At 65.3% G+C, this 21,650-nt stretch carries 18 protein-coding genes; 12 read left to right on the top strand and 6 right to left on the bottom strand.

What is annotated here, in order from left to right; translation table 11 throughout:
• Positions 1 to 82 precede the first annotated feature (82 nt).
• On the bottom strand, positions 83 to 400 hold the full coding sequence (locus RIN61_RS01260) for a DUF2388 domain-containing protein (protein WP_003260922.1): 318 nt from the start codon (positions 398 to 400) through the stop codon (positions 83 to 85).
• A gap of 226 nt (positions 401 to 626) precedes the next feature.
• On the opposite strand from RIN61_RS01260, the gene RIN61_RS01255 reads away from it, so the two are divergent.
• Complete coding sequence (locus tag RIN61_RS01255) at positions 627 to 1,253, top strand: glutathione S-transferase family protein (protein ID WP_025338720.1); 627 nt, start codon at positions 627 to 629, stop codon at positions 1,251 to 1,253.
• Positions 1,254 to 1,627: 374 nt separating this feature from the next.
• Entirely contained in the window at positions 1,628 to 1,978 is a 351-nt protein-coding gene (locus tag RIN61_RS26675) for a hypothetical protein (protein WP_390899116.1), read from the top strand.
• Positions 1,979 to 2,175: 197 nt separating this feature from the next.
• Here the strand turns inward: RIN61_RS26675 and sfnR are convergent, their stop codons facing one another.
• The 4 genes from sfnR to mrdA all read right to left on the bottom strand — a co-directional run bounded on the left by sfnR (position 2,176) and on the right by mrdA (position 7,314).
• Positions 2,176 to 3,276 carry a sigma54-dependent transcriptional activator SfnR gene (gene sfnR, locus RIN61_RS01245; RefSeq protein WP_085593485.1) on the bottom strand — a complete coding sequence of 367 codons (1,101 nt, stop codon included), beginning with the start codon at positions 3,274 to 3,276 and terminating at the stop codon, positions 2,176 to 2,178.
• A gap of 9 nt (positions 3,277 to 3,285) precedes the next feature.
• Complete coding sequence (locus tag RIN61_RS01240) at positions 3,286 to 4,473, bottom strand: acyl-CoA dehydrogenase family protein (RefSeq protein ID WP_313855361.1); 1,188 nt, start codon at positions 4,471 to 4,473, stop codon at positions 3,286 to 3,288.
• Between the two features lie 9 nt (positions 4,474 to 4,482).
• Entirely contained in the window at positions 4,483 to 5,043 is a 561-nt protein-coding gene (gene msuE, locus RIN61_RS01235; protein WP_313855359.1) for an FMN reductase, read from the bottom strand.
• Between the two features lie 375 nt (positions 5,044 to 5,418).
• Complete coding sequence (mrdA, locus tag RIN61_RS01230) at positions 5,419 to 7,314, bottom strand: penicillin-binding protein 2 (RefSeq protein WP_313855358.1); 1,896 nt, start codon at positions 7,312 to 7,314, stop codon at positions 5,419 to 5,421.
• 395 nt (positions 7,315 to 7,709) lie between these two features.
• Between mrdA and RIN61_RS01225 the strand changes: the two genes are divergently transcribed.
• The 3 genes from RIN61_RS01225 to RIN61_RS01215 are packed head-to-tail and all read left to right on the top strand — an operon-like array spanning position 7,710 to position 11,882.
• Positions 7,710 to 8,378 (top strand): ABC transporter ATP-binding protein, encoded by a 669-nt coding sequence (locus RIN61_RS01225; RefSeq protein WP_112252694.1) that lies wholly within the window; start codon positions 7,710 to 7,712, stop codon positions 8,376 to 8,378.
• Positions 8,375 to 10,837, top strand: coding sequence for an ABC transporter permease (locus tag RIN61_RS01220; protein ID WP_207879015.1), 2,463 nt, complete (start codon positions 8,375 to 8,377; stop codon positions 10,835 to 10,837). Before RIN61_RS01225 ends, RIN61_RS01220 begins: the two co-directional genes overlap by 4 nt.
• A complete protein-coding gene (locus tag RIN61_RS01215; RefSeq protein ID WP_313855356.1) occupies positions 10,827 to 11,882 on the top strand; it encodes a lipocalin-like domain-containing protein in 1,056 nt (351 codons plus the stop codon). The genes RIN61_RS01220 and RIN61_RS01215 overlap by 11 nt, the downstream gene beginning before the upstream one ends.
• 227 nt (positions 11,883 to 12,109) lie before the next feature.
• On the opposite strand, the gene RIN61_RS01210 is transcribed toward RIN61_RS01215, so the two are convergent.
• Positions 12,110 to 12,856 carry an enoyl-CoA hydratase-related protein gene (locus RIN61_RS01210; RefSeq protein ID WP_313855354.1) on the bottom strand — a complete coding sequence of 249 codons (747 nt, stop codon included), beginning with the start codon at positions 12,854 to 12,856 and terminating at the stop codon, positions 12,110 to 12,112.
• 102 nt (positions 12,857 to 12,958) lie between these two features.
• Between RIN61_RS01210 and RIN61_RS01205 the strand changes: the two genes are divergently transcribed.
• The 7 genes from RIN61_RS01205 (at position 12,959) to RIN61_RS01175 (ending at position 21,649) form a co-directional block, all read left to right on the top strand.
• A complete protein-coding gene (locus RIN61_RS01205; RefSeq protein ID WP_112252691.1) occupies positions 12,959 to 13,603 on the top strand; it encodes a TetR family transcriptional regulator C-terminal domain-containing protein in 645 nt (214 codons plus the stop codon).
• A 75-nt stretch (positions 13,604 to 13,678) separates the two neighbouring features.
• Positions 13,679 to 14,395, top strand: a complete 717-nt coding sequence (locus tag RIN61_RS01200; protein WP_012271826.1) for a response regulator — start codon at positions 13,679 to 13,681, stop codon at positions 14,393 to 14,395.
• Positions 14,392 to 15,168 carry a substrate-binding periplasmic protein gene (locus RIN61_RS01195; protein ID WP_313855351.1) on the top strand — a complete coding sequence of 259 codons (777 nt, stop codon included), beginning with the start codon at positions 14,392 to 14,394 and terminating at the stop codon, positions 15,166 to 15,168. The genes RIN61_RS01200 and RIN61_RS01195 overlap by 4 nt, the downstream gene beginning before the upstream one ends.
• The gene (locus RIN61_RS01190; RefSeq protein ID WP_313855349.1) at positions 15,165 to 17,417 is read left to right on the top strand and encodes an ATP-binding protein; all 2,253 of its coding nucleotides are present in this window, start codon (positions 15,165 to 15,167) and stop codon (positions 17,415 to 17,417) included. Before RIN61_RS01195 ends, RIN61_RS01190 begins: the two co-directional genes overlap by 4 nt.
• Positions 17,418 to 17,616: 199 nt before the next feature.
• Positions 17,617 to 19,023: an amino acid permease gene (locus RIN61_RS01185; RefSeq protein WP_207879023.1), complete on the top strand. Its 1,407-nt coding sequence runs from the start codon at positions 17,617 to 17,619 to the stop codon at positions 19,021 to 19,023.
• 637 nt (positions 19,024 to 19,660) lie between these two features.
• Positions 19,661 to 20,455, top strand: a complete 795-nt coding sequence (locus RIN61_RS01180) for an enoyl-CoA hydratase/isomerase family protein (protein WP_112252688.1) — start codon at positions 19,661 to 19,663, stop codon at positions 20,453 to 20,455.
• Between the two features lie 33 nt (positions 20,456 to 20,488).
• Positions 20,489 to 21,649 (top strand): acyl-CoA dehydrogenase family protein, encoded by a 1,161-nt coding sequence (locus RIN61_RS01175; protein ID WP_112252687.1) that lies wholly within the window; start codon positions 20,489 to 20,491, stop codon positions 21,647 to 21,649.
• Position 21,650 lies beyond the last annotated feature (1 nt).

Here is a 21,650-nt window from a genome sequence, read left to right as displayed (position 1 = left end):
GAACCGCACCGACTTCAAGCCCGGTGCGGTCCCCTGTGGGAGCGGGTTTACCCGCGAAGAGGCCGGTGCAGGCTTACCTCAATCAATGATCGGCTATGCGGTCATCCTGCGAGAGGAGGGCCCGGGCCAGCTCTTCATCATTGGCCTGCAGGCCAGGGTTGTCCTTGCGGGCTTGTTCCAGCGCCGACTCCACATAGGCGCCACGGATTGCACCACCGCTGGCGACGTAGGCCGAAAGCTCGTCACGCGCCGGGATGATCCGTTTGTCGTCCTTGAAGGTCGAGTAGAGCGAGGCGGAAACACCGGCCGAGGTTGCGACGTCGCCTGCGTCGACGTCAGCCAGGGCAGCACCGGCAGGCAGCAGGAGCAGCAGCGCAGGGGCGAGGAGTAGGTGGCGCATGGTGTGTTCTCCAGTAGCGTGAAGCGCAAGTAATTGGAACCACTCAGTGTTTAAGAAAGCACAGATGGGGTGGTAGTTCCCTTGTTCACGCTGGAGATTGCCGGGGCTATTTTGCCGCCATCGTCGGCAAGCCAACTCCCACAGGGACCATTGACCCTGGCGAGCCAGGCGTGATCTGCTCGGGCTGATGGCCCAATCATTCAATGGACACTGAAGGTTCTCACTCATGCCCGACTACAAGCTGCATTGTTTCGCCGAATCCGGTAACGCCTACAAAGCTGCCCTGATGCTTGAGCTCACTGGTCAGGACTGGCAGCCGGTGTTCGTCGACTTCTTCAATGGCCAGACACGCGAACAAGCCTGGCGCGACGAAGTGAACGAGCAGGGCGAGGTGCCGGTGCTGGAACACGCCGGCAAATCTTTCACCCAGTCTGCGCTGATCCTCGATTACCTTGCGGAAAAAACCGGGCAGTTCGGCCCCCGCGACGAAGACGAAAAGCGCGAGATCTGGCGCTGGATGCTGTTCGACAACCACAAGTTCACCAGTTACTACGCGGCGCTGCGCTTTCTTTTCTGCCTGAAGAAAACCGGTGAAACGGATGTGACCCGGTTCCTGCGTGAACGTGCTGTGGCAGCCTACCGTATTGTCGACGCGCACTTGGCGAAGACGCCATTCATGGTCGGTGGCCGGCTGACGATCGCTGACCTGTCGTTGGCCGGGTATGTGTTCATGCCGGAGGACACTGGCATTGCGTTGGCGCAGTTCACCCACATCGAGGCATGGAAGGCGCGAATCCAGGCGTTGCCAGGGTGGAAGCACCCGTATGATCTGATGCCCCGCGCGGCCTCCTGAGCAATCCGGCTCGCCAGGCCATGGTGCAGCGGCCTTTGGCGAGCCAGCCATTCTGATGACCGGTCGGTGACAAGCGAAGCGGTGTGGCTACGCTCAAAAAATCAAGAAACATTCTGAAATATATGGCCAGCAGGCCTAGATGGATCTCGTTCAACCGCTGCAGATGGATGGCCGCGCTGGTTAGCAGGTCGCCCCATGGGGGGCCGGAAATCACAGGGTGCGTAGTGCAACCCGGTGCTACTCCAAGCGGAGGCTCATGATGCTCAGGAAATGTTTGTTGGCTTTGGCTATCGGTGCAGTGTTGTCGGCTTCGGCCGTGTTGGTGCCGGACTCCATTGGCGGTACCTCCAGCGCGTATGCGAAGGATGGTGGAGGTGGAGGTGGTGGCGGCGGTGGCGGTCACGGTGGTGGTGGCGGAGGCAGCGGCGGTGGTGGTGGCCATGGCGGCGGAGGTGGTGGTAGCGGTGGCGGCGGTGGTCATGGCGGTGGAGGAGGTGGTAGCGGCGGCGGTGGCTCGGGTGGTGGCCACGGCGGCAGTGGCAGCGGGCATAGTGGCGATGGTGGTGGGCATGGCGGCCCTGGCCATGATGGTCGCGGGCGCAATGGTGCTGATGATGGCGCCGACCACGAGGCCAACCACGAAGCAAATCATGAAGCCAATCACGAAGCCAACCATGAGGCGAATCACGAAGCGAATCACGACGTGGGCGAGCCCCACGGTGTAGGGCATGGCGCTGATGATGGGGCTGACCATGATGTTGGGGATGATCGCGGAGGCGACCAGAACTAGCAATTTGGGTGTCTGTGCCGGCCCTTTCGCGGGTAAACCCGCTCCCACAGGTACTGTGCCGATCTCAAGCTTGGCGCGGCCCCTGTGGGAGCGGGTTTACCCGCGAAAGGGCCGGCACAGGTTTACAAGCGTTCAGATCGACAACCGCACCACCCGGTTATCCAGCACCTGCTGCTCCTGCCCCCGCCGTTTGTTCACCACCAACTCGCCGATCGCAATCAGCCGGGTGCGGGTGATGTTGCGCGACAACCCCAGCAACTGCGCGGTATGCACCTGGTTGTAATGGCAGAACCGATACGCCGACCGCAGCAGGGCATTTTCCACCTTCTCGTACAGGTCACCCGACTGCTCTTCGTACAGGCGGCTGAACGCTCGCTGTAGCAGATCCTCCACACCATTGCCCGCCGGCTCTTCTTCCTGCCGTTCGATACGCAGGTTGGACAAGCGCAGGTCCTGCGCCTGCACCGTACCGTCGCCACAGGTCAGCAAGCTGTGGTGAATCACGTTCTCCAGTTCGCGGATGTTGCCCGGCCAACTGTATTCCACCAGCTTGGCCTGGGCCTTGGCGCTCAGCTCCACCGGCCCGTAGCCCAGCCGGTCGCTGTAGCTGCGAATGAAATGTCGGGCCAGCGGCAGGATGTCCCCGGGGCGGTCGCGCAATGGGTGCAACTGCAAGGTCACCACGTTCAGCCGGTAGTACAGGTCTTCGCGGAAATGCCCCGCGTTAATGGCCTTTTCCAGTTGCACGTTGGTCGCCGCCAGTACCCGCACGTTGATCGGGATGCTCTTGCGCGACCCCAGCCGCACCACTTCGCGCTCCTGCAGCACGCGCAGCAGCTTGACCTGGATCGGCAACGGCAGGTCGCCGATTTCGTCAAGGAACAGCGTGCCGCCGTTGGCCTCCTCGAACCAGCCGGCCTTGGCCGCCAAAGCCCCGGTGAAGGCGCCTTTTTCATGGCCGAACAGCTCCGCCTCGACCAGCGATTCGGAGAAGGCACCGCAGTTGACCGCGACGAACGGGCCGTTGCGCCGGCCGCTGAGGTTGTGGATGTGGCGTGCGACCAGCTCCTTGCCCGTGCCGGTTTCGCCGATGATCAGCACGCTGGCCTCGCTGGGGGCGACCTGTTGCAGGTGGGCGAGCAGGGCCTGTGACCGGGGGTCTTCGAAAACCTGTGCGGTGGCCCGGATCGAGGTGGCCAGAGTCGGGGACGGGGGGAGGGTCAGCAGTTGCATGGGCAATCCTCAGGAATAGAAGGATGGGGCAGGGCGCTTGTCGTTGAGGGCCCACTCGCCGAGTTCGTGGATGCGGTAGTCCACCGGGTCGTGCAGGGTTTGCGTGCGCAGGTTGCGCCAGTGCCGGTCGAAGCGCAGCGAGGCATGAGTTGCGCGTGCGCCGGTGACTTCGAACAGGCGGTTGCAGATGTCCAGGCCATGGCGGCTGGCGGCGACCTTGGCGGTGCCGATGGCCAGGGCCAGGTCGCCGCGCTCTTGTGCCGTGAGGGCGTGCTCCCTGGCCCAGGCAGCATCGAGCTGGCGTGCGGCCCGTTCGATCAGCAGGCGCACGCTCTCCAGGCCGACCCAGAACTCGCCGTAATGGCGCAGCACATATGGGTCTTCGGCGCTGCTGGCGGCGCTGGAGCGGAACCACGGCCGGCTTTCCTTGAGCGTGTACTGGCGGGCCTCCTCGAACGCCCCCTCGGCGATGCCGAGGAACAGGTTGGCGAAGTGCAACTGGGCAATCAGCGGACGCAGGGCGGCAAACGGCGTGCTCAGGGGGCCCGGGTCGAGCAGCAGTTCGTTGTGCTCCACCCGTACCCGCTCGAAGGTGGCACTGCCGCTGTCGGTCTGGCGCTGGCCGATGTTGTTCCAGTCGCGGTGCAGGCTGATGCCGGTGCGGCCACTGGGGATGGCGGCGATCAACAGCTTGCCGCCGGCACGTTCGTCCACCGCCGAGGCGATGAGCATTTCCGAGTCGCTGGCGCCGGAGCAGAAGCTTTTCTTGCCGGAAAACTCGCACCAGCCATCGAAGTGCTTGACCACCGTGCGGGTGTCCAGCGGGTTCAGGGCATTGCCCCAGAACCACTGCTTGCGGGCGGTCTGCTCGAACCACGGTTGCCATTGGTCCGGGCGCGAGAACAGGCGCACGGTGGCCAGCATCAGGTGATGGAAGCCAAACACATGGGCGACTGAGCTGTCGACCCGGGCGAACTCGCGCACCACCGCGAAGGTGTCGTGCCAGCTGGCACCCTGGCCGCCGAAGGCCTGCGGGATCACCAGCGACAGCAGGCCGCTGTCACGCAGGGCGTCGCGCTCGGCTTTTGGCGTGCCGCCGCGCTCGTCGCGCTCGACCGCGGTCTGGGCAAACTGCCTGGCCAGTTCGCGGGCGATGGCCAGGGCAGGGCGTTGGGGGGTATTCACAGGTGCATTCATGGCCGCTCCTCAGGCGCTCTTGCGCAGCGCATGATGGGCGCCGAACAGCGGCACGGCGCGCTCGGCGGCCAGGCGGATACGGGCGGCAAGGGCTGCGCTGGACACCCGGTAGTCGGCCATTTCCGCCTGGCTGGCGAACACGCCGATGGGCAGGGTCAGGGCTTGCAGGAAGCTGAACAGTGGGCGCAGCTGGTGGTCGAGCACCAGCGCGTGGCGCTCGCTGCCGCCGGTGGCGGCCAGCAGCACCGGGGTGTCGACCAGGGCGTCCTGGCCGATCAGGTCGAACAGGTGCTTGAAGTGGCCGGTGAAGCTGCCACGGTACACCGGCGTGGTCACCACCAGCAGGTCGGCTTTTTCCACCAGGCGCAGTTGCTGTTCCACGGCCTCGGGCAGTTCGCTGCGCCACAGGGCGCTACCCAGCGGGCGGGCGATCTCGCCCAGCTCGATCAGGTGCGGCTTGATGTGCAGGTGCTGGGCCAGTTCGGCGACGATCGCCTCGGTCAGGGCCAAGGTGCGCGAAGGGCGGGCAGTGCCGCCGGACAGGGCTACGACGTTCAGTGGGGGGCTCATGGCAGGTCTCCGGTTCGGGGTGAGCGGGGGACTTTGCTTGAGCAATCGTCGTGCCGAGATTGAATGTTCTTTTATTTCAACTGGTTAGCGCATTTTGATGGTTGCGGCGCTGTTGCCGTGTGGGCGTTGCCTGTTGATCGTGTGTTGCGCTGCAGACAGTTGGCCGGGTGTTGGCGGCTGTGCAGTTGGGGGATTTATAGAGGATTACGGAATGATAAAAAAGGAATAGGATTTTATATTCTTATTCCTTTTTGTTTTTATGTGCTGGGGCCGCTTCGCAGCCCATCGCGACACAAGGCCGCTCCTACAGGCGGACGCGGTCTCTTGTAGGAGCGGCCTTGTGTCGCGATGGGGCGCGAAGCGGCCCCAAAGACCCTAAGTGTGCGGCACGCTCCGAGGCACTACCCCACCCGCATATTGCGGCTTCAGATGCCCCTGTTCATCCAGCAGATAGGCATCCATCACCTCCCGCACCACCGGCCCTGCCACCCGCCCACCGGCTTCACCGTTCTCGATCATCACCGCCACCACCACACTCGGGTGGTCAGCCGGGGCAAAGCCGACGAACAGGGCATTGTCGCGGTGCCGCTCCAACGTCTTGTTGCGGTTGTAGCGTTCGCCCTGCTTGATCGCCACCACCTGCGCGGTGCCGCTCTTGCCGGCAATCCGGTACTGCGCACCGGCCGCGGCCGCACGGGCGATGCCGCGCGGGTCGTGCATGACCATCTGCATGCCCTGGTTGACCTGGTCCCAGGCGTGCCTGTCGTGCAGCACGATATCGGGCATCGGGTTGGGGTCCACCGGCGCATCGCCGCCCACGGTCATGGCCAGGTGCGGGCGGTGCCACACGCCCTTGCTCGCCAGCAGGCTGGTGGCCTGGGCCAGCTGCAGCGGGGTTACCTGCATGTAGCCCTGGCCGATGCCCAGGATCAGCGTCTCGCCCGGGAACCAGGCCTGGCGCCGGGTGGCACGCTTCCACTCGGCCGAGGGCATCAGCCCGGACGCCTCCTCGAACATGTCCAGCGACACCTTCTGGCCCAGGCCGAACTCCGCCATGTAGTCGTGCAGGCGGTCGATGCCCAGCTTGTGCGCAAGGTCGTAGAAGTAAGTGTCGTTGGAACGCATGATGGCGGTGTACATATCCACCCAGCCATCGCCGCTGCGGTTCCAGTTGCGGTACTTGTGGTCGTAGTTGGGCAGCTCGTAGTAGCCGGGGTCGAACACCCGGCTGCCCGGGGTGATCACGCCACTGTCGAGACCGGCGATGGCCACCTCCGGCTTCACCGTCGAACCGGGGGCATACAGGCCGCGCAGCACCCGGTTGAACAGTGGGCGGTCGATGGAATCGCGCAGGGCGGCGTACTGTTTGAAGCTGATGCCCTTGACGAACAGGTTGGGGTCGAAGCTGGGGTTGCTGACCATCGCCAGCACGTCGCCATTGGCCGGGTCGAGCACCACCACCGAACCGCGGCGGTCACCCAGGGCCTTTTCCGCGGCCAGTTGCAGGTGGGCGTCCAGGGTCAGGACGATGTCCTGGCCCGGCGTCGGGGCCTTGTGGTCGAGCACACGCATCACCCGGCCCTGGGCGTTGGTCTCGACCTCCTCGTAGCCCACGTGGCCATGCAGCTGGCTTTCGTAGAAGTGCTCGATGCCAGTCTTGCCGATCGACTGGGTGCCCCGGTATTCGGTGCTGTCGAGTGTCCTGGCCTCTTTCTCGTTGATGCGCCCCACATAGCCCACCGAGTGGGCGAAATGCTCGGCAAGCGGGTACTCGCGGATGAACTGTGGTTCCACCTCCAGGCCTGGCAGGCGGAACTGGTTCACCGCCACCAGGGCTATCTGCTCTTCGCTCAGGCCAACCATCAGGGTCACCGGCTCGAACGGCTTGCGGCCACGGCGCAGGTCCTTGTCGAACTGCTTGCGGTCGTCCTCGCCAAGGCTCAGCACCTGCGCCAGGGTATCGAGCACCTTGGCCGTGTTGCCGCCGGCCCGCTCGCGGGTCATGGTCAGGTCGAAGCTGGGCTTGTTATCGGCCAGTACCACGCCGTTGCGGTCGTAGATCAGCCCACGCTCGGGGGCGATGGGCAGCACGTGCACGCGGTTGTTTTCCGATACGGCGGTCTGCTGGTCGTGCTGCAGCACCTGCAGCACATAGAGCCGGCCCACCAGCACGGCACACAGGCTGAAGACCAGGGCGGCGCAGGCCAGAAGCCGGCGGTTGACCAGGTGCTTTTCCTTTTCGTGGTCCTTGAGTGGGATGGGTTGCGGCATTGGTGACTCTGTCCTGAGGGTAGCAGTGCCTGTAGGAGCAGCCTTGTGCTGCGAAGCGGGCGGCAGCACCCTAGTAGTTCTGCAGGCCATGACGGCCCATTCGCAGCACAAGGCTGCTCCTACAGGTGACGCGGTGGTTGTACGTGCGCGATCGGGCCGCGGATGCTACGCAACCCGTACCGTACCCTCAAGACGAGTGCCGGCTGGCGGTAGGCTGGTATTGGCTGTGTGCCCCGTGCTCAGGGCGCTTGCCAGCAAAATGAAGATTTGTTCATGGCGGCGGCGTGGTGATGGAATTTGCTGATGGACCGATGCAAGTTGAGTCCACGAGCACGCCTATGTCGCCATGAACCTGCTATTCCTAAGAAGACCCCTGAACTCACCAAGGCCCGTCGATGCTGGTCATCGAGCAATTGCACAAATCATTCCCCACCCCCCAGGGCCCGCTCCCCGTGCTGCAGGGTGTCGACCTGCGCCTGGCGCGCGGCAGCAGCCTGGCGCTGATGGGCGAGTCGGGTAGCGGCAAGAGTACCTTGCTGCACCTGGTGGCCGGCCTGGACCGTGCCGACAGTGGCCGCATCTTGATCGACGATACCCCGCTCGACAGCCGTTCCGAGGCGTCGCTGGCGTTGTGGCGGCGGGAGGGCATCGGCCTGGTGTTCCAGCAGTACAACCTGATCAGCAGCCTGGCCGTGGGGGCCAATCTTGCGTTCCAGGCCCGGCTGGCCGGTCGGCATGATCCCGATTGGCTGGCCTACCTGGCACAGCGCCTGGGTTTGGCGGATTTGCTGGCGCGTTACCCGGAGCAATTGTCTGGCGGCCAGCAACAGCGGGTCGCCATCGGCCGCGCCCTGGCCGGGCGCCCGGCCTGGTTGCTGGCCGACGAACCTACCGGCAGCCTCGATGAAGCCAGCAGCGATGAGGTGTTGAGCCTGCTGTTGCAACTGGTCGCCGAGGCTGGCAGTGGGGTGCTGGTGGTGACCCACAGCCCGCGGCTGGCGACGCGCTTGCAACAACGGTGTTACCTGCAGGCCGGCCGCGTGCGGCCCGAGCCGGGCGGATGAGACTTCTATCGCTGGCCCTGCTGGCGCTGCTCAGTCACTGGCGGCGCCATCGCGTGCAGTTTTTCAGCATCTTCACCGGCTTGTGGCTGGCCACGGCGCTGTGGACCGGCGTGCAGGCGCTGAACAGCCAGGCACGCAGCGACTATGCCCGGGCCAGCGCCGTGCTGGCCGGGCCGCTGCAGGCGCAACTGGTGCCGCGCCGTGGCGAGCGCTTCGACCAGGCGTTGTACGTGCAGTTGCGCAGGCTGGGCTGGGCGGTGACGCCGGTACTGGAAGGGCGCCTGCGCTTTGCTGGTGAGCCGGCGCGCGCCGTGCGCTTGATCGGCATCGAGCCGTTGAGCCTGCCGCCGGCCAGCAGCATCGCCGGTGTGCAGCCGCAAACGTTCGATCTGCAGGCCTTCATCGGCATGCCCGGGCAAGCCTGGGTCGGGCCGGACACCTTGCGCCAGCTGCATGCAGAGCCCGGGGCGTCAGTGCGCGACAGCGAAGGGCAGCTGCTGCCGCCGTTGGTTCTACAACCAGCGCTGGCGCCGGGGGTGATCGTGGTCGATATCGGCCATGCCCAGGCGTTGCTGCGTGCACCCGGGCAATTGTCGCGCTTGTTGTTGGCCGCCACGCCGGGGCAGTTGCCCGCAGATATCGCGCCGTACCTTGAGCTGCAACCCCGGCAGGACGATGGTGGCTTGCAGCGGCTGACCGACAGCTTCCACCTCAACCTGACCGCCCTGGGCCTGCTGGCGTTCGTCGTCGGCCTGTTCATTGCCCATGCTGCAATCGGTTTGGCACTGGAACAGCGGCGCAGTCTGATTCGCAACCTGCGCGCCTGTGGAATCGGCCTGCAAACCCTGCTGTGCGCCTTGATGTTGGAGCTGGGGCTGTTCGCGGTGTTGGGCGGTCTGGCCGGCGTGGCCAGTGGTTACGGGCTGGCCGCGTGGTTGCTGCCCGATGTGGCCGCCAGCTTGCGCGGGCTATATGGCGCCCAGGTCGCCGGGGCGCTGAGCCTGCCCGCAGGGTGGTGGCTGATGGGCGTGCTGGTGAGCGTGCTGGGGGCGCTGCTGGCGGGTTTGGGCAGTGTACTGCGTGCGGCGCGGTTACCGTTGCTGGCGCTGGCACAACCTCAGGCGTGGCGGTTGGCGCAGGGGCCTTGGTTGCGGCGCCAGGCCCTGTTGGCCGGCCTGATGCTGTTGCTGGCCTTGGGTTGTGGCGTGCTCGGCGATAGCCTGCCCAGCGCTTTCGCCATGCTGGCCGCGCTGCTGCTGGCGGCGGCGCTGTTGCTGCCGGCCTTGCTCGACCGGGTGCTGGCCTGGTTGGCGGGCCATTGTCGACGGCCCTTGTCGCAATGGTTCGTCGCCGACAGCCGCCAGCAACTGCCAGCCCTGAGCCTGGCGTTGATGGCACTGTTGCTGGCGCTGGCCGCCAGTGTCGGGGTGGGCAGCATGACCGAGGGCTTTCGCAAGACCTTTGTCGGCTGGCTTGACCTGCGCCTGTCCGCCGACCTGTATGTCACGCCAAGGGACACCGCCCAGGGCCTGCAGATAGTCGAGTGGCTCGGGCAGCAACCTTCGGTGGGTGTGGTACTGCCCGGCTGGCGTTTGGAAACACAGCTGCAGGGCTGGCCGGTGCAGGTCCAGGGCATTGTCGATCACCCCGTCTATCGCACCCGCTGGCCATTGCTAGAGCAGCAAGAGCAGGCCTGGCAGCAACTGGCCGCCGGGCAAGCCGTGATGGTCAGTGAACAGTTGGCCAGGCGACTGAAGCTGCAACTGGGCGATCACCTGAGGCTACCCGCAGACACTTCGCCAGCCCTGAGCGTTGTGGGTATCTATGCCGATTACGGCAACCCCCAAGGGCACATGCTGGTCAATGCCGGCTGGCTGCGCGCGCACTGGCCACAGGCAACCCTGACCGGGTTGAGTGTCGATCTGGCGGCCGACCAGGGGGCCGCGCTCGAGGCAGCATTGCAACAGCGCTTCGCCCTGGGCGAGGGCCGCGTGGTCGAGCAGGCGCGTCTCAAACGCTGGTCCACCGATGTGTTCAACCGCACCTTCGCCGCCACCGCCGCGCTCAACAGCCTCACCCTTGGCGTGGCAGGCGTGGCGCTGTTCATCAACCTGCTGACCCTGGGCCAGACCCGTCTGGGCCAGCTGGCGCCGCTGTGGGCACTGGGCGTGCGGCGCATGCACCTGGTGTGGCTGAGCCTCGGCCAGACACTGCTGCTGAGCAGCCTTACCGTGCTGCTGGCGATTCCGCTGGGTATCCTGCTGGCCTGGTGCCTGGTAGCGGTGGTGAACGTGCAGGCATTCGGCTGGCGTTTGCCGCTCCATGTGTTCCCTGCGCAACTGCTGCAACTGGCCTTACTGGGCATGCTTACCAGCCTGTTGGCCAGCGCCTGGCCGCTGTGGCAGCTGGCGCGTCGCCAGCCGCGGGAACTGTTGAGGCCGTTTGCCGATGAAACCTAGCGCCTGGCTGTTGCTATGTGGGTTGCTGGGCGGCTGTGACCAGCCCGCCGAGCAAAGCTATGCCGGGCTCGGGCAGCAGGCGGGCCAATTCAGCCAGGTAAGCCGCGGCCATCGCCTGGAATTTCCGCGTGACCACGGGGCCCACGATGGCTTTCGCATCGAATGGTGGTATGTCACCGCCAACCTCAAGGATTTCCAGGGACGGGACTGGGGCGTGCAATGGACGCTGTTCCGCTCGGCCTTGCGCCCAGGCCCCGAAACTGCCGGCTGGAACAGCCCGAACCTGTGGATGGGGCATACGGCGCTGACCGGTCCCGGTGGTCATCGGTCTGGCGAAACCTTGGCGCGCGGGGGTATCGGCCAGGCCGGAGTGCAGGCCCAGCCGTTCCGGGCGTGGATCAATGACTGGTCGTTGAAGGGCAGCAATGGCATCGAAAATCTGCAAATGGTCGCCGGTGGTGAAGGCTTTCGCTATGACCTGCAACTGCGCAGTGATCGGCCCTTGGTGCTGCACGGGGACCAGGGCTACAGCGAGAAGTCCGGCAAAGGGCAGGCATCGTACTATTACAGTCAGCCGTTCTATCGGGTAAGTGGGGAAGTGCAGCGTGACGGCCAGTGCATTGCTGTCACCGGCCAAGCCTGGCTGGACCGGGAATGGAGCAGCCAGCCGCTGGCTGCCGGGCAGACGGGGTGGGATTGGTTCTCCCTGCACCTGGACAGTGGCGCCAGGCTGATGCTGTTCCAGGTGCGCGAGGTGCAGGGGGCGGCGTATCGCGCCGGGACCTGGGTTGGCCCGCAGGGTGAGGTGGTGGTGCTGCAGGGTGCGCAGATCCAGCTGCAGGCGCTGGTCTGGGCCCGGCAGAAGAACGGCAAGCAGGTGCCGACGCGATGGCGGGTGCAAGTGCCGGGGCATGGCGTGGATGTGCAGGTCGAGGCTGTGGAGTCGCAGGCCTGGATGGAGACGCGGTTCCCGTATTGGGAGGGGCCGGTACGCTTGACCGGGAGCGCGGGTGGGCGGGGGTATCTGGAGATGACCGGGTATTAGCACCTCATATCCCGGCCATGAGCCCAGCCCTTTGGGCTGCGCTATTGCACAGGGAGGTATGTTCGAGAGCGTGTCATGTAACCTGTGGGAGCGGGCGTGCCCGCGAAGAGCCCAACACGGTGCATGGCACTGTCTGCTGGCCGGCTTGTTCATATATCGGGGCATGACGCGGTCCCGTGTAGGAGCGGCCTTGTGTCGCGAAAGGGCCGCAAAGCGGCCCCAGGTTTTCAATCTTTGATCAACGCTCGCAGCACCGCTCGCGCTTCTTCAGTGCGCAAGCACTCGATGAACAACCGGGCCTCCCGCGCCACTGTCGCCTCAAGCTCGGCCCGTTGGCCGTCCTGGAGCAGCCGCTTGCTGATGCGCAGCGCCGCCTGCGGGTAGCCTTGCATCTGCCGCGCCAGTCGCGTTGCAGCTGCAAGGCACTGTTCACCGTCTTCATGCAGTTCATTCGCCAGCCCCCAGGCCACCATCCGTTCGCCGTCGAGCAACTCGTTTGCCAGCAGCAGGCGAGCCGCCCGGGCATGGCCAAGCAAACGCGGCAGCAGCAGGCTGGAACCAAACTCCGGGCACACGCCCAGCGGCGCGAAAGGGATGCGCAGCTTGGTCGTACGGCTGACCAGCACCTGGTCGCAATGCAACAGCAAGGTGGCACCGATGCCGATCGCCGCACCACTGACCGCGGCAATCAGCGGTTTGTCCAGGCCCATCACCACCCGCATCAGGCGGAACACCGGGCTGTCCAGGTCGGCGGGCGGGTTGTCGAGGAAGTCGCGCAAGTCATTGCCGGCAGTAAAGCAGTGGGGCCCGCCGGTGATGATGATGGCTTCGACATCAGGGTCTTCACCTGCCGCCAGCAGCAGGTCGCCCAGCTGTTGGTACATGGCGGTGTTCAAGGCGTTGAGCTTGTCGGGGCGGTTGAAGGCCAGGGTCAGCAGGCTCTGGTCCAGGTCACGTGTGATCAGGTCGTTCATGGCAGCCGCTTTTGTTGTTGTGGGCATGGGTGCCAAGGGTTTATCACGCAGTCCGGCTTGTTGTACAGTCGTTCAGTCCAGCCCCTAGCCCGAGAGCCGCCGATGAACCAGGAAGCCCGCTACCACCGCATGCTGCCGGAATTGCGCAAAGCCAACCTGGTCGAGGCAACCCTGGTATGCCTCAAGCGCCATGGCTTCCAGGGCGCGTCGATCCGCAAGATTTCGGCCGAGGCCGGGGTTTCGGTCGGGTTGATCAGCCATCACTACGCCGGCAAGGATGAGCTGGTGGCCGAAGCCTACATGGCGGTCACCGGCCGGGTGATGGGCCTGCTGCGCGAGGCCATGGCCCAGGCCGCACCCAATGCCCGCGAACGGTTGTCGGCGTTCTTCCGCGCCTCGTTCTGCGCCGAATTGCTCGACCCGCAATTGCTCGACGCCTGGCTGGCGTTCTGGGGCGCGGTGAAGACCGCCGATGCGATCAACCAGGTGCATGACCATTCCTATGGCGAGTACCGCAATGAACTGAGCGGGCTGCTGGCCACGCTGGCCGACGAGGAGGGCTGGCAGGGCTTCGATGCCGACCTCGCGGCCATCAGCCTGAGCGCCTTGCTCGACGGCCTTTGGCTGGAGTCGGGGCTCAACCCCGGTACCTTCACCCCCGAGCAGGGTGTGCTGATCTGCGAGGCCTGGGTCGATGGCCTGCAGGCCGGTGGCCGACGCCGCTTCAGCCCGCCGGAGGGCTGTTGATCGCCTGTTCAGTAACGAGTACGCTGCTGTCGCGAGTGTGTAGAACAACACCAATAATAAAAGAGACGACACGCAATGACGCCTCGGGTATTGATCGTCGATGACGATCCGCTTATTCGCGACTTGCTGCAGGCCTATCTGTCCCAGGAAGGCTATGACGTGCACTGCGCCGACACCGCGGAAAAGGCCGAAGCCCTGCTCGGCAGCCAGGATGTCGACCTGGTGCTGCTGGACATCCGCCTGCCCGGCAAGGACGGCCTTACCCTGACCCGCGAGCTGCGGGTACGTTCGGAGGTCGGCATCATCCTCATCACCGGCCGCAACGACGACATCGACCGCATCGTCGGCCTGGAATGCGGCGCCGACGACTACGTGATCAAACCGCTCAACCCCCGCGAACTGGTATCCCGCGCCAAGAACCTGATCCGCCGTGTGCGCCATGCCCGCGAGGTGCACCCGGCGCCGGCCTGCGCGCAATCGCTGAAGCAGTTCGCCGACTGGGCGCTGGACACCGACCGTCGGCGCCTGATCGACGCCCGTGGCGGGCAGACCCTGCTGACCCATGGCGAGTTCCAGTTGCTCAGCGTGTTCCTGCGCAACAGCGGCCACACCCTCAGCCGCGACCAGTTGATGGACCAGATCCGCAACCGCGAGTGGGTGCCCAACGACCGTTCCATCGATGTGCTGGTCGGCCGCCTGCGGCGCAAGCTGCACGACGACCCGGCCGAGCCCCAGCTGATCATCACCATCCACGGCACCGGCTACCTGTTCACCGCCAGCGTGGCGGCATGACCCGCAGCGCCTGGGTGCTGGCCTTGGCAATGTTCGCCATGCATGCCAGTGCAAGGCAGCCGGTGCGCTACTGCGACTACCCGGTGTACCCGCCGATTTCCTGGAGTGACGGCCACCAGGTGCGTGGCCTGGCCCCCACCGTGGTGCGAGAGCTGTTCGCGCGCATGGGCTACGAGGTGCAGACCGTGGTGCTGGGCAACTGGAAACGCTGCCTGATGGACGCCGCCGCCGGGCGAGTGGACGTGGTGCTGGCCTACAACAGCGACCAGCGTGACCAACGCATGCGCTTTTCCACGGTGCCGGTGGTGCGCGAGGAAGTGGCGGTGTTCTACAACCGCCTGCGGCCAGTGCAGTTCCAGCGCCTGGAGGACTTGGCCAGCTACCGCGGCGGCCTGCTGTATGGCGAAAGCTACGGCGCCGAATTCGACCGCTTCGTCGCTCGCCACCAGAATATCGAACGGGTGTCGTCCAGCCAGCAGAACTTCGGCAAGCTGATCCGTGGGCGCATCGACTACGTGATCCAGGAGCGGCGCACCGGCCAGCTGTTCATCGAAAACCTGCCCGGGGCGCAGGACATTCGCGTATTGCCCACGGCCCTGAGCGTGGACTACCTGCGCGTTGCGATATCACGGCAATCGCCCTTGAGCCAGCATATGGACGAAATCGACGCACAGCTGCTGCGCATGAACCAGGCCGGCGAGATCGAGCGCTGGCTGGAGCAGAGCGAAGTGACCTACCGCGACATGGTCAACCTGCCGGCGGACTCCCGATGATCCGCCTGCGCACCGATGGCTTGCTGCGTCGCCTGCTGCTGTTCATCCTGCTGTTCAGCCTGTGCTTCACCGTGCTGGCCAGCTCGGTACAGCTGTACTTCGAATACCGCCGCGAGATGCGCGATATCGAGGCGCGTATGGCGTTGATCCGGGCGGGTTACCTGGCTAGCCTGGAGCGCAGCCTGTGGGACCTGGACGAGGCACAGCTGGATACACAACTGCGCGGCCTGGTGGACTTTTCCGATGTCGCCCGGGTGCGCCTGGTCAGCGACGACTTCCAGCTGCTGCGCGGCGTGGCCGAGCCCAAGGGGCCGCTGCGCATCGAACGCTTTCCCCTCGATTACCAGCCGCCCTCGGGGCCGGCCAGGCACCTTGGCGAGCTGGAAGTCAGCATCGACCTGGGCGCGGTGCACAGGCGGCTGTATGCCACAGGCCTTGCCAGCCTGCTATGGATGGGCGTGTTCCTGTGTGGCCTGGCTGTGGCGTTGTCGGGGCTGTTCTACCGCCTGGTCACCCGCCACCTGCAAGTGATGGCCGAGTTCGCCCGGCGTATTGGCGCCGGCCAGTGGCAGGAACCGTTGCGCCTGGGGCGCCGCACCTCGGCACGCCCGGACGAGATCGACACCGTGGCCAATGCCCTGGATGACATGCGTCGCGCCATCCTCAGTGACATCGAGCGCCGCGAGCGCGACCGCCTGGCGTTGCAGGACAAGCGCGACGAACTGCAAGCCATGGTCGAGCGGCGCACCGCCAGCCTGGCCCGGGCCAAGGACGAGGCTGAAGCCGCCAACCTGGCCAAGTCACGGTTCCTGGCGACCATGAGCCATGAGCTGCGCACACCGCTCAACGGCATTCTCGGCATGGCCGAGCTGCTGCGCGGCGGCCGGCTGGAGGCGGCCGACCGCCAGCGCGTCGAGGCCTTGTACAAGGCCGGCGAGGGGCTGTTGGCGATTCTCAACGAGGTGCTGTATTTCGCCCGCCTCGAGGAGGGCGAGAGCCGCGCCGAGCTGGTCGGTTTTTCGCTACGCCAGTTGTGCCAGGAAGTGCTGGCGCTGCTTGACCCCATGGCCAGGGACAATGGCGACTCCCTGCAGCTGGAAATCGACGAGCAATTGGCCGAGTACCAGCACGGTGCCGAACAGTACCTGCGCCAGGTGCTCAGCAACCTGCTGGCCAACGCCATCAAGTTCACCGAACACGGTCAGGTGCGGCTTGTGGTGCAGGTACTGGCCAGTGACCAGGGCTCGCAGCGCTTGCGGGTGTCGGTCAGCGACAATGGTATCGGCATCGAGCCGGCTGTGCAGGCCAGGGTCTTCGACCGCTTCGTCCAGGCCAGCGAGGCGGTGGCCCGGCGCTACGGCGGCACCGGCCTGGGCCTGGCGATCTGCAAGCATCTGGTGGAAAAACTGGGCGGCTGCATTGGCCTGGACAGCGTGCAAGGGCAGGGCAGTCGCTTCTGGTTCGAACTCGACATGGCCCGCGGGCAGCCAGTGCTGGCCAGTTCACCAGCCCCTTTGCCCCTGGCCAGCCTGGACATCCTGGTAGTCGAGGACGTGGCATTGAACCGCGAGGTGGCCGGCGGGCTGCTGCTGCGCGATGGCCATCGTGTGAGCTTTGCCGAAGACGCCGGGCAAGCCCTGCAGGCCTGCGCGCAGCGGCGCTTCGACTTGATCCTGCTCGACGTGCACCTGCCCGGCATGAGTGGGGTGGAGCTGTGCCGGCAGCTGCGTGCCACACCCGGGCCGAACCGCCATAGCCGGGTCCTGGCCCTGACGGCTGGCGTGCAACCGGGGCAAGTGCCGGGTTATCTGGACGCCGGCATGCAGGGGGTGCTGGCCAAGCCCCTGCGGCTGGACAACCTGCGCCAGGCGCTGGCCGAAGCGGCGCCCGCTGAAGAGACGGAGGTCGACGCAGCAATCGACTGGTCGTTGCTGGGCACCCACCGCTCTCTGCTGGGGGAACAGAAGCTGCAAGGCCTGCTGAAGGTGTTGCGCCAGTCGCTGGAGCAGCACGCCACGGCGTTGGCCGAGGCGCTGCCGGCCCAGGACTTTACCGAAGTGTTGCACCTGGCCCACCGCCTGGCCGGCAGTTGCGACTCCCTGGGTTTTTCTGGCCTGGCTGCGCTGTTGCGACGCCTTGAAGACGCAGCCAGGCAGCATGACGAACAGGCATTGAAAGCGCTCGGCGAGCCGCTGGCCACCGAGCTCGCCCAAGCCCGCGCCACCCTGGAACAGCTGATCCAGAGCTGACGTACAAAAAAGTTACGACTTTTTACATCTTCGATCCGTTCGTACAACGGCACCTTACATCCGTTTCCAATAATCCATGGCAACCGTGTTGCACGCGGTCCATGAGGCTTATTGGAGACAAGAATAATGACATGCCGTAGCGCTCAGCCCCTCCTTCACAGCACACCGCGCGGCACCAGCCGCAATGGCGAGGTGCGCCATGACTGACACTCACGAAAAGATCCAGCTCACCCGCGCACTGAAAAGCCGGCACATCTTCATGCTGTCGCTGGGCGGGGTGATCGGCACCGGGCTGTTCATGGGCTCGGGCGTGACCATCAACCAGGGCGGCCCGGTAGGCGCGATCCTGGCCTACCTGGTCGCAGGTTTGCTGATGTACCTGGTGATGGTCTGCCTGGGCGAGCTGTCGGTGCAGATGCCGGTATCCGGCTCGTTCCAGGCCCACGCCACCAAGTTCATCGGCCCGGCCACCGGCTTCATGATCGGCTGGGTGTACTGGATGAGCTGGGCCACCACCGTGGGCCTGGAGTTCACCGCTGCCGGCATGCTGATGACCCGCTGGTTCCCGGAGGTGCCGATCTGGTACTGGTCGGCGCTGTTCGTGGTCGTGCTGTTCGGCCTCAACGCCCTGGCCACCCGCGCCTTCGGCGAGGCGGAATACTGGTTCTCGGGGATCAAGGTGGCGACCATCGTCGGCTTCATCATCGTCGGCCTGCTGGTGATCTTCGGCGCCATCCCGCTGAGCAGCGGGGCGCCGGCACCGATGCTGGACAACCTGATGGGCGAGTCGCTGTTCCCTCATGGCCTGTCGGCGGTGTTCGCGGTGATGATGACCGTGGTCTATGCCTTCCAGGGTTGCGAGATCATGGGGGTGGCCGCTGGCGAGACCGAGCACCCGGAAAAGAGCATCCCGCGGGCCGTGCGCAACGTCGTGTTCCGCGTGCTGATCTTCTACGTGCTGGCGATTGCCGTGCTGTCGGCCATCGTGCCGTTCGAGCAGGCCGGGCTGATGGAGAGCCCCTTCGTGCAGGTGTTCGACATGGTCGGCATTCCCTTTGCCGCCGACCTGATGAACTTCGTCATCCTCACCGCCATCCTCTCGGTGGGCAACTCCGGGCTGTATGCCTCCACGCGCATCCTGTGGGCCATGTCGAAGAGCGGCATGGCGCCGAAAAGCCTGTCGCCGCTGAGCAAGCGTGGCGTGCCGTTGCGGGCGCTGAGCATCACCCTGTGCTTTGCGCTGATCTCGTTGATGACCAGTTTCATTGCCGCCGACACCCTGTTCATGGTGTTGATGGCGGTGAGTGGCATGTCCGGCACCGTGACCTGGATCGTCATCGCCCTTGCGCAGTACCGCTTCCGCAAGGCCTGGCTGCGTGATGGCGGGCAGTTGCAGGACCTGAAGTACCGCGCGCCGCTGTACCCGCTGGTGCCGCTGCTGTGCATCACCCTGTGCAGTTCGCTGTTCGTGTTCCTGGCGCTGGATGAAACCCAGCGGCCGTCGTTGTACTGGGGCTTTGGCTTCATTGCCCTGTGCTACGCGGCGTACTTCTTCGTCAACCGCCGTCGGCAGGGGGCCTTCGAGCCTAGTGCGCCGGGGGTTTGATGCCGTGGGGCGTTGGTTGTAAGTGTTTGGCGAAGCATTTTTATTGTCTGTGAGATCGAGCGCCGCCCGCGCGGCGCTTCGCGGGTATTCGCCTTGATACTTTCTGCGCCTGTGAGACCGAGCGCCGCCCACGCGGCGCTTCGCGGGACAAGCCCGCTCCCACATTTGTTGCAACGTGGCCATGCCTGTGGGAGAGGCGTTGCCAGCCTTGGTACATGTCTTGAGACGGGTGAAGCGGCAGCAGTGCCAGCTGAGAAGCCGAGTCAAGCCAACAAGGCTGACAACCATGGCCTGACAGGTTCGGCACGTTGCAACAAATGTGGGAGCGGGCTTGTCCCGCGAAGCGCCGCGCGGGCGGCGCTCGGTCTCACAAGCGCAGCAAATGTAACGGCAAGCACTCGCGAAGCGCCGCCCGCGCGGCGCTCGGTCTCACAGGCAATGAAAATACCCAGGCGAACATCCGCGAAGCGCCGAGCGATCTCACAGGCTATGAAATGCCACGGCGAAAACCCCCGGTGTAACAACAAAAACCGAGTTGTGCGAAGTTGTAACAGCCCATCCCGCCTTGCTGAACACTCGTTTAGTATCTCCCTCATCAAGCCCTCCCAAAACCATCACAACAACACCGAGGCCCCCCATGACCACCCCGTCGTCGTCACTGTTGAGCAAGGTCGAAGCCGGCGTTGCCTGGATCACCCTCAACCGCCCCGAGCAGCGCAACGCGCTGGATATCCCCACCCTCAAGCAACTGCACGCCCTGCTGGAAACCTGCAACAGCGACCCGGTCGTGCGCGTGGTGGTGCTGACCGGCAGCGGCCGCAGCTTCTGCGCCGGTGCCGACCTGGCCGAATGGGCCGCGGCCGAGGCCCAGGGCACCCTGGAAAGCTATGGCTGGACCGAAACCGCCCATGCCCTGATGTTGCGCCTGCACAGCCTGGACAAGCCCACCATCGCTGCCATCAACGGCACCGCCGTGGGCGGTGGCATGGACCTCAGCCTGTGCTGCGACCTGCGCGTCGCCGCGGCCTCGGCGCGCTTCAAGGCCGGCTACACCAGCATGGGCTACAGCCCCGATGCCGGTGCCAGCTGGCACCTGCCACGGCTGATCGGCAGCGAGCAGGCCAAGCGCCTGTTGTTCCTCGATGAACTGTGGGGTGCCGAACGTGCCTTGGCGGCCGGGCTGGTCAGCGAAGTCTGCGCTGATGAGCAACTGCCCGCCGTGGCCGCTGAGCTGGCCGGCCGCCTGGCCAATGGCCCTACCTTCGCCTATGCGCAAACCAAGCGGCTGATCCGCGATGGTGCCCGGCGCACCCTGGCCGAACAGCTGGAAGCCGAGCGCCAGGCCGGCCTGCTGTGCGGCCGCAGCCAGGACGGTGCCGAGGCGCTGCAAGCGTCGGTGGAACGCCGCGCACCCCGTTTTACTGGCCAGTAACCCGATAACCGACCCTCACCAGGACCTTCGCAGATGAATTTCCAACTGACCCAAGAACAAGAAATGTTGGTGGAAGCGGTACGCAGCTTTGTCGCCAAGGAGCTGCTGCCCCATGAGGAGGCAGTGGACCGCGCCGATGCCGTGTCGCCCGAGCTGGCTGCGCAGATCCGCGGCAAGGCCATCGCCGCCGGGTTCTATGCCTTCAACATGCCCGAGGAAGTTGGCGGCGGTGGCCTGGACTATCTGTCCCAGGCGCTGATCGAGCGCGAGCTGTCCAAGGTGTCCTGGGCCTTGCACGTGTTCGTCGCGCGGCCATCGAAAATCCTCATGGCCTGCAAGGACGAGCAGATCAACGACTACCTGTTGCCTTGCGTGCAAGGCGAGAAGATCGACTGCTTTGCCCTCACCGAGCCGGGCGCCGGCTCCGATGCCAACGCCATCAAGACCCGCGCCGTGCGCCAGGGTGACGATTTCGTCATCAACGGCAGCAAGCACTTCATCAGCCATGCCGGTCACGCCGATTTCGCCATCGTCTTCGCTGTCACCGATACCTACGAGCACAACGGGCGCAAGCGCAATGCGGTAACGGCCTTGCTGGTCGACCGGGGCACCCCGGGCATGTCCATCCGCCGCGGCCCCAAGTGCGTGAGCAACCGCGGCTACCACACCTACGAGCTGTTCTTCGACGACTGCCGGGTGCCGGCCAGCAAGGTGCTGGGCGAGGTCGGCAAGGGCTGGGAGGTGGCCAACGCCTGGCTGACCGCCGGCCGGGTGATGGTCGCCGCCAACTGCGTCGGCCAGGCCCAGCGTGCCCTCGACCTGTCGCTGCAGTGGGCCGCCGACCGCAAGCAGTTCGGCCAGGCCATCGGCAGCTACCAGGGTGTGTCGTTCAAGCTGGCCGACATGGCCACGCAGATTCGCGCCGCGGAAATGCTCACCCTGCATACCGCCTGGAAAATGGACCAGGGCAGCATGACCGACGGCGAGGCCGGCATGGCCAAGCTGTTCGCCAGCGAGGTGCTGGGCAAGGTTGCCGACGAAGCCGTACAGATCTTCGGCGGCATGGGCCTGATGGATGAAGGGCCGGTCGAGCGTATCTGGCGCAACGCACGTATCGAGCGCATCTGGGAAGGCACCTCGGAAATCCAGCGACACATCATCGCCCGCGAACTGCTGCGCCCGCTGCTGCGCTGAG

Origin of the sequence: Pseudomonas inefficax, assembly GCF_032164165.1 — a bacterium.
Lineage (GTDB): Bacteria > Pseudomonadota > Gammaproteobacteria > Pseudomonadales > Pseudomonadaceae > Aquipseudomonas > Aquipseudomonas inefficax.
Note: the sequence above shows the minus strand (reverse complement) of the source record. Positions and strands in the feature narration are given on the sequence as shown.

Coding starts and splice junctions, on each gene's coding strand:
- RIN61_RS01260 (WP_003260922.1), bottom strand. CDS start 400: ATGCGCCACCTACTCCTCGCCCCTGCGCTGCTGCTCCTGCTGCCTGCC.
- RIN61_RS01255 (WP_025338720.1), top strand. CDS start 627: ATGCCCGACTACAAGCTGCATTGTTTCGCCGAATCCGGTAACGCCTAC.
- sfnR (WP_085593485.1), bottom strand. CDS start 3,276: ATGCAACTGCTGACCCTCCCCCCGTCCCCGACTCTGGCCACCTCGATC.
- RIN61_RS01240 (WP_313855361.1), bottom strand. CDS start 4,473: ATGAATGCACCTGTGAATACCCCCCAACGCCCTGCCCTGGCCATCGCC.
- msuE (WP_313855359.1), bottom strand. CDS start 5,043: ATGAGCCCCCCACTGAACGTCGTAGCCCTGTCCGGCGGCACTGCCCGC.
- mrdA (WP_313855358.1), bottom strand. CDS start 7,314: ATGCCGCAACCCATCCCACTCAAGGACCACGAAAAGGAAAAGCACCTG.
- RIN61_RS01225 (WP_112252694.1), top strand. CDS start 7,710: ATGCTGGTCATCGAGCAATTGCACAAATCATTCCCCACCCCCCAGGGC.
- RIN61_RS01220 (WP_207879015.1), top strand. CDS start 8,375: ATGAGACTTCTATCGCTGGCCCTGCTGGCGCTGCTCAGTCACTGGCGG.
- RIN61_RS01215 (WP_313855356.1), top strand. CDS start 10,827: ATGAAACCTAGCGCCTGGCTGTTGCTATGTGGGTTGCTGGGCGGCTGT.
- RIN61_RS01210 (WP_313855354.1), bottom strand. CDS start 12,856: ATGAACGACCTGATCACACGTGACCTGGACCAGAGCCTGCTGACCCTG.
- RIN61_RS01205 (WP_112252691.1), top strand. CDS start 12,959: ATGAACCAGGAAGCCCGCTACCACCGCATGCTGCCGGAATTGCGCAAA.
- RIN61_RS01200 (WP_012271826.1), top strand. CDS start 13,679: ATGACGCCTCGGGTATTGATCGTCGATGACGATCCGCTTATTCGCGAC.
- RIN61_RS01195 (WP_313855351.1), top strand. CDS start 14,392: ATGACCCGCAGCGCCTGGGTGCTGGCCTTGGCAATGTTCGCCATGCAT.
- RIN61_RS01190 (WP_313855349.1), top strand. CDS start 15,165: ATGATCCGCCTGCGCACCGATGGCTTGCTGCGTCGCCTGCTGCTGTTC.
- RIN61_RS01185 (WP_207879023.1), top strand. CDS start 17,617: ATGACTGACACTCACGAAAAGATCCAGCTCACCCGCGCACTGAAAAGC.
- RIN61_RS01180 (WP_112252688.1), top strand. CDS start 19,661: ATGACCACCCCGTCGTCGTCACTGTTGAGCAAGGTCGAAGCCGGCGTT.
- RIN61_RS01175 (WP_112252687.1), top strand. CDS start 20,489: ATGAATTTCCAACTGACCCAAGAACAAGAAATGTTGGTGGAAGCGGTA.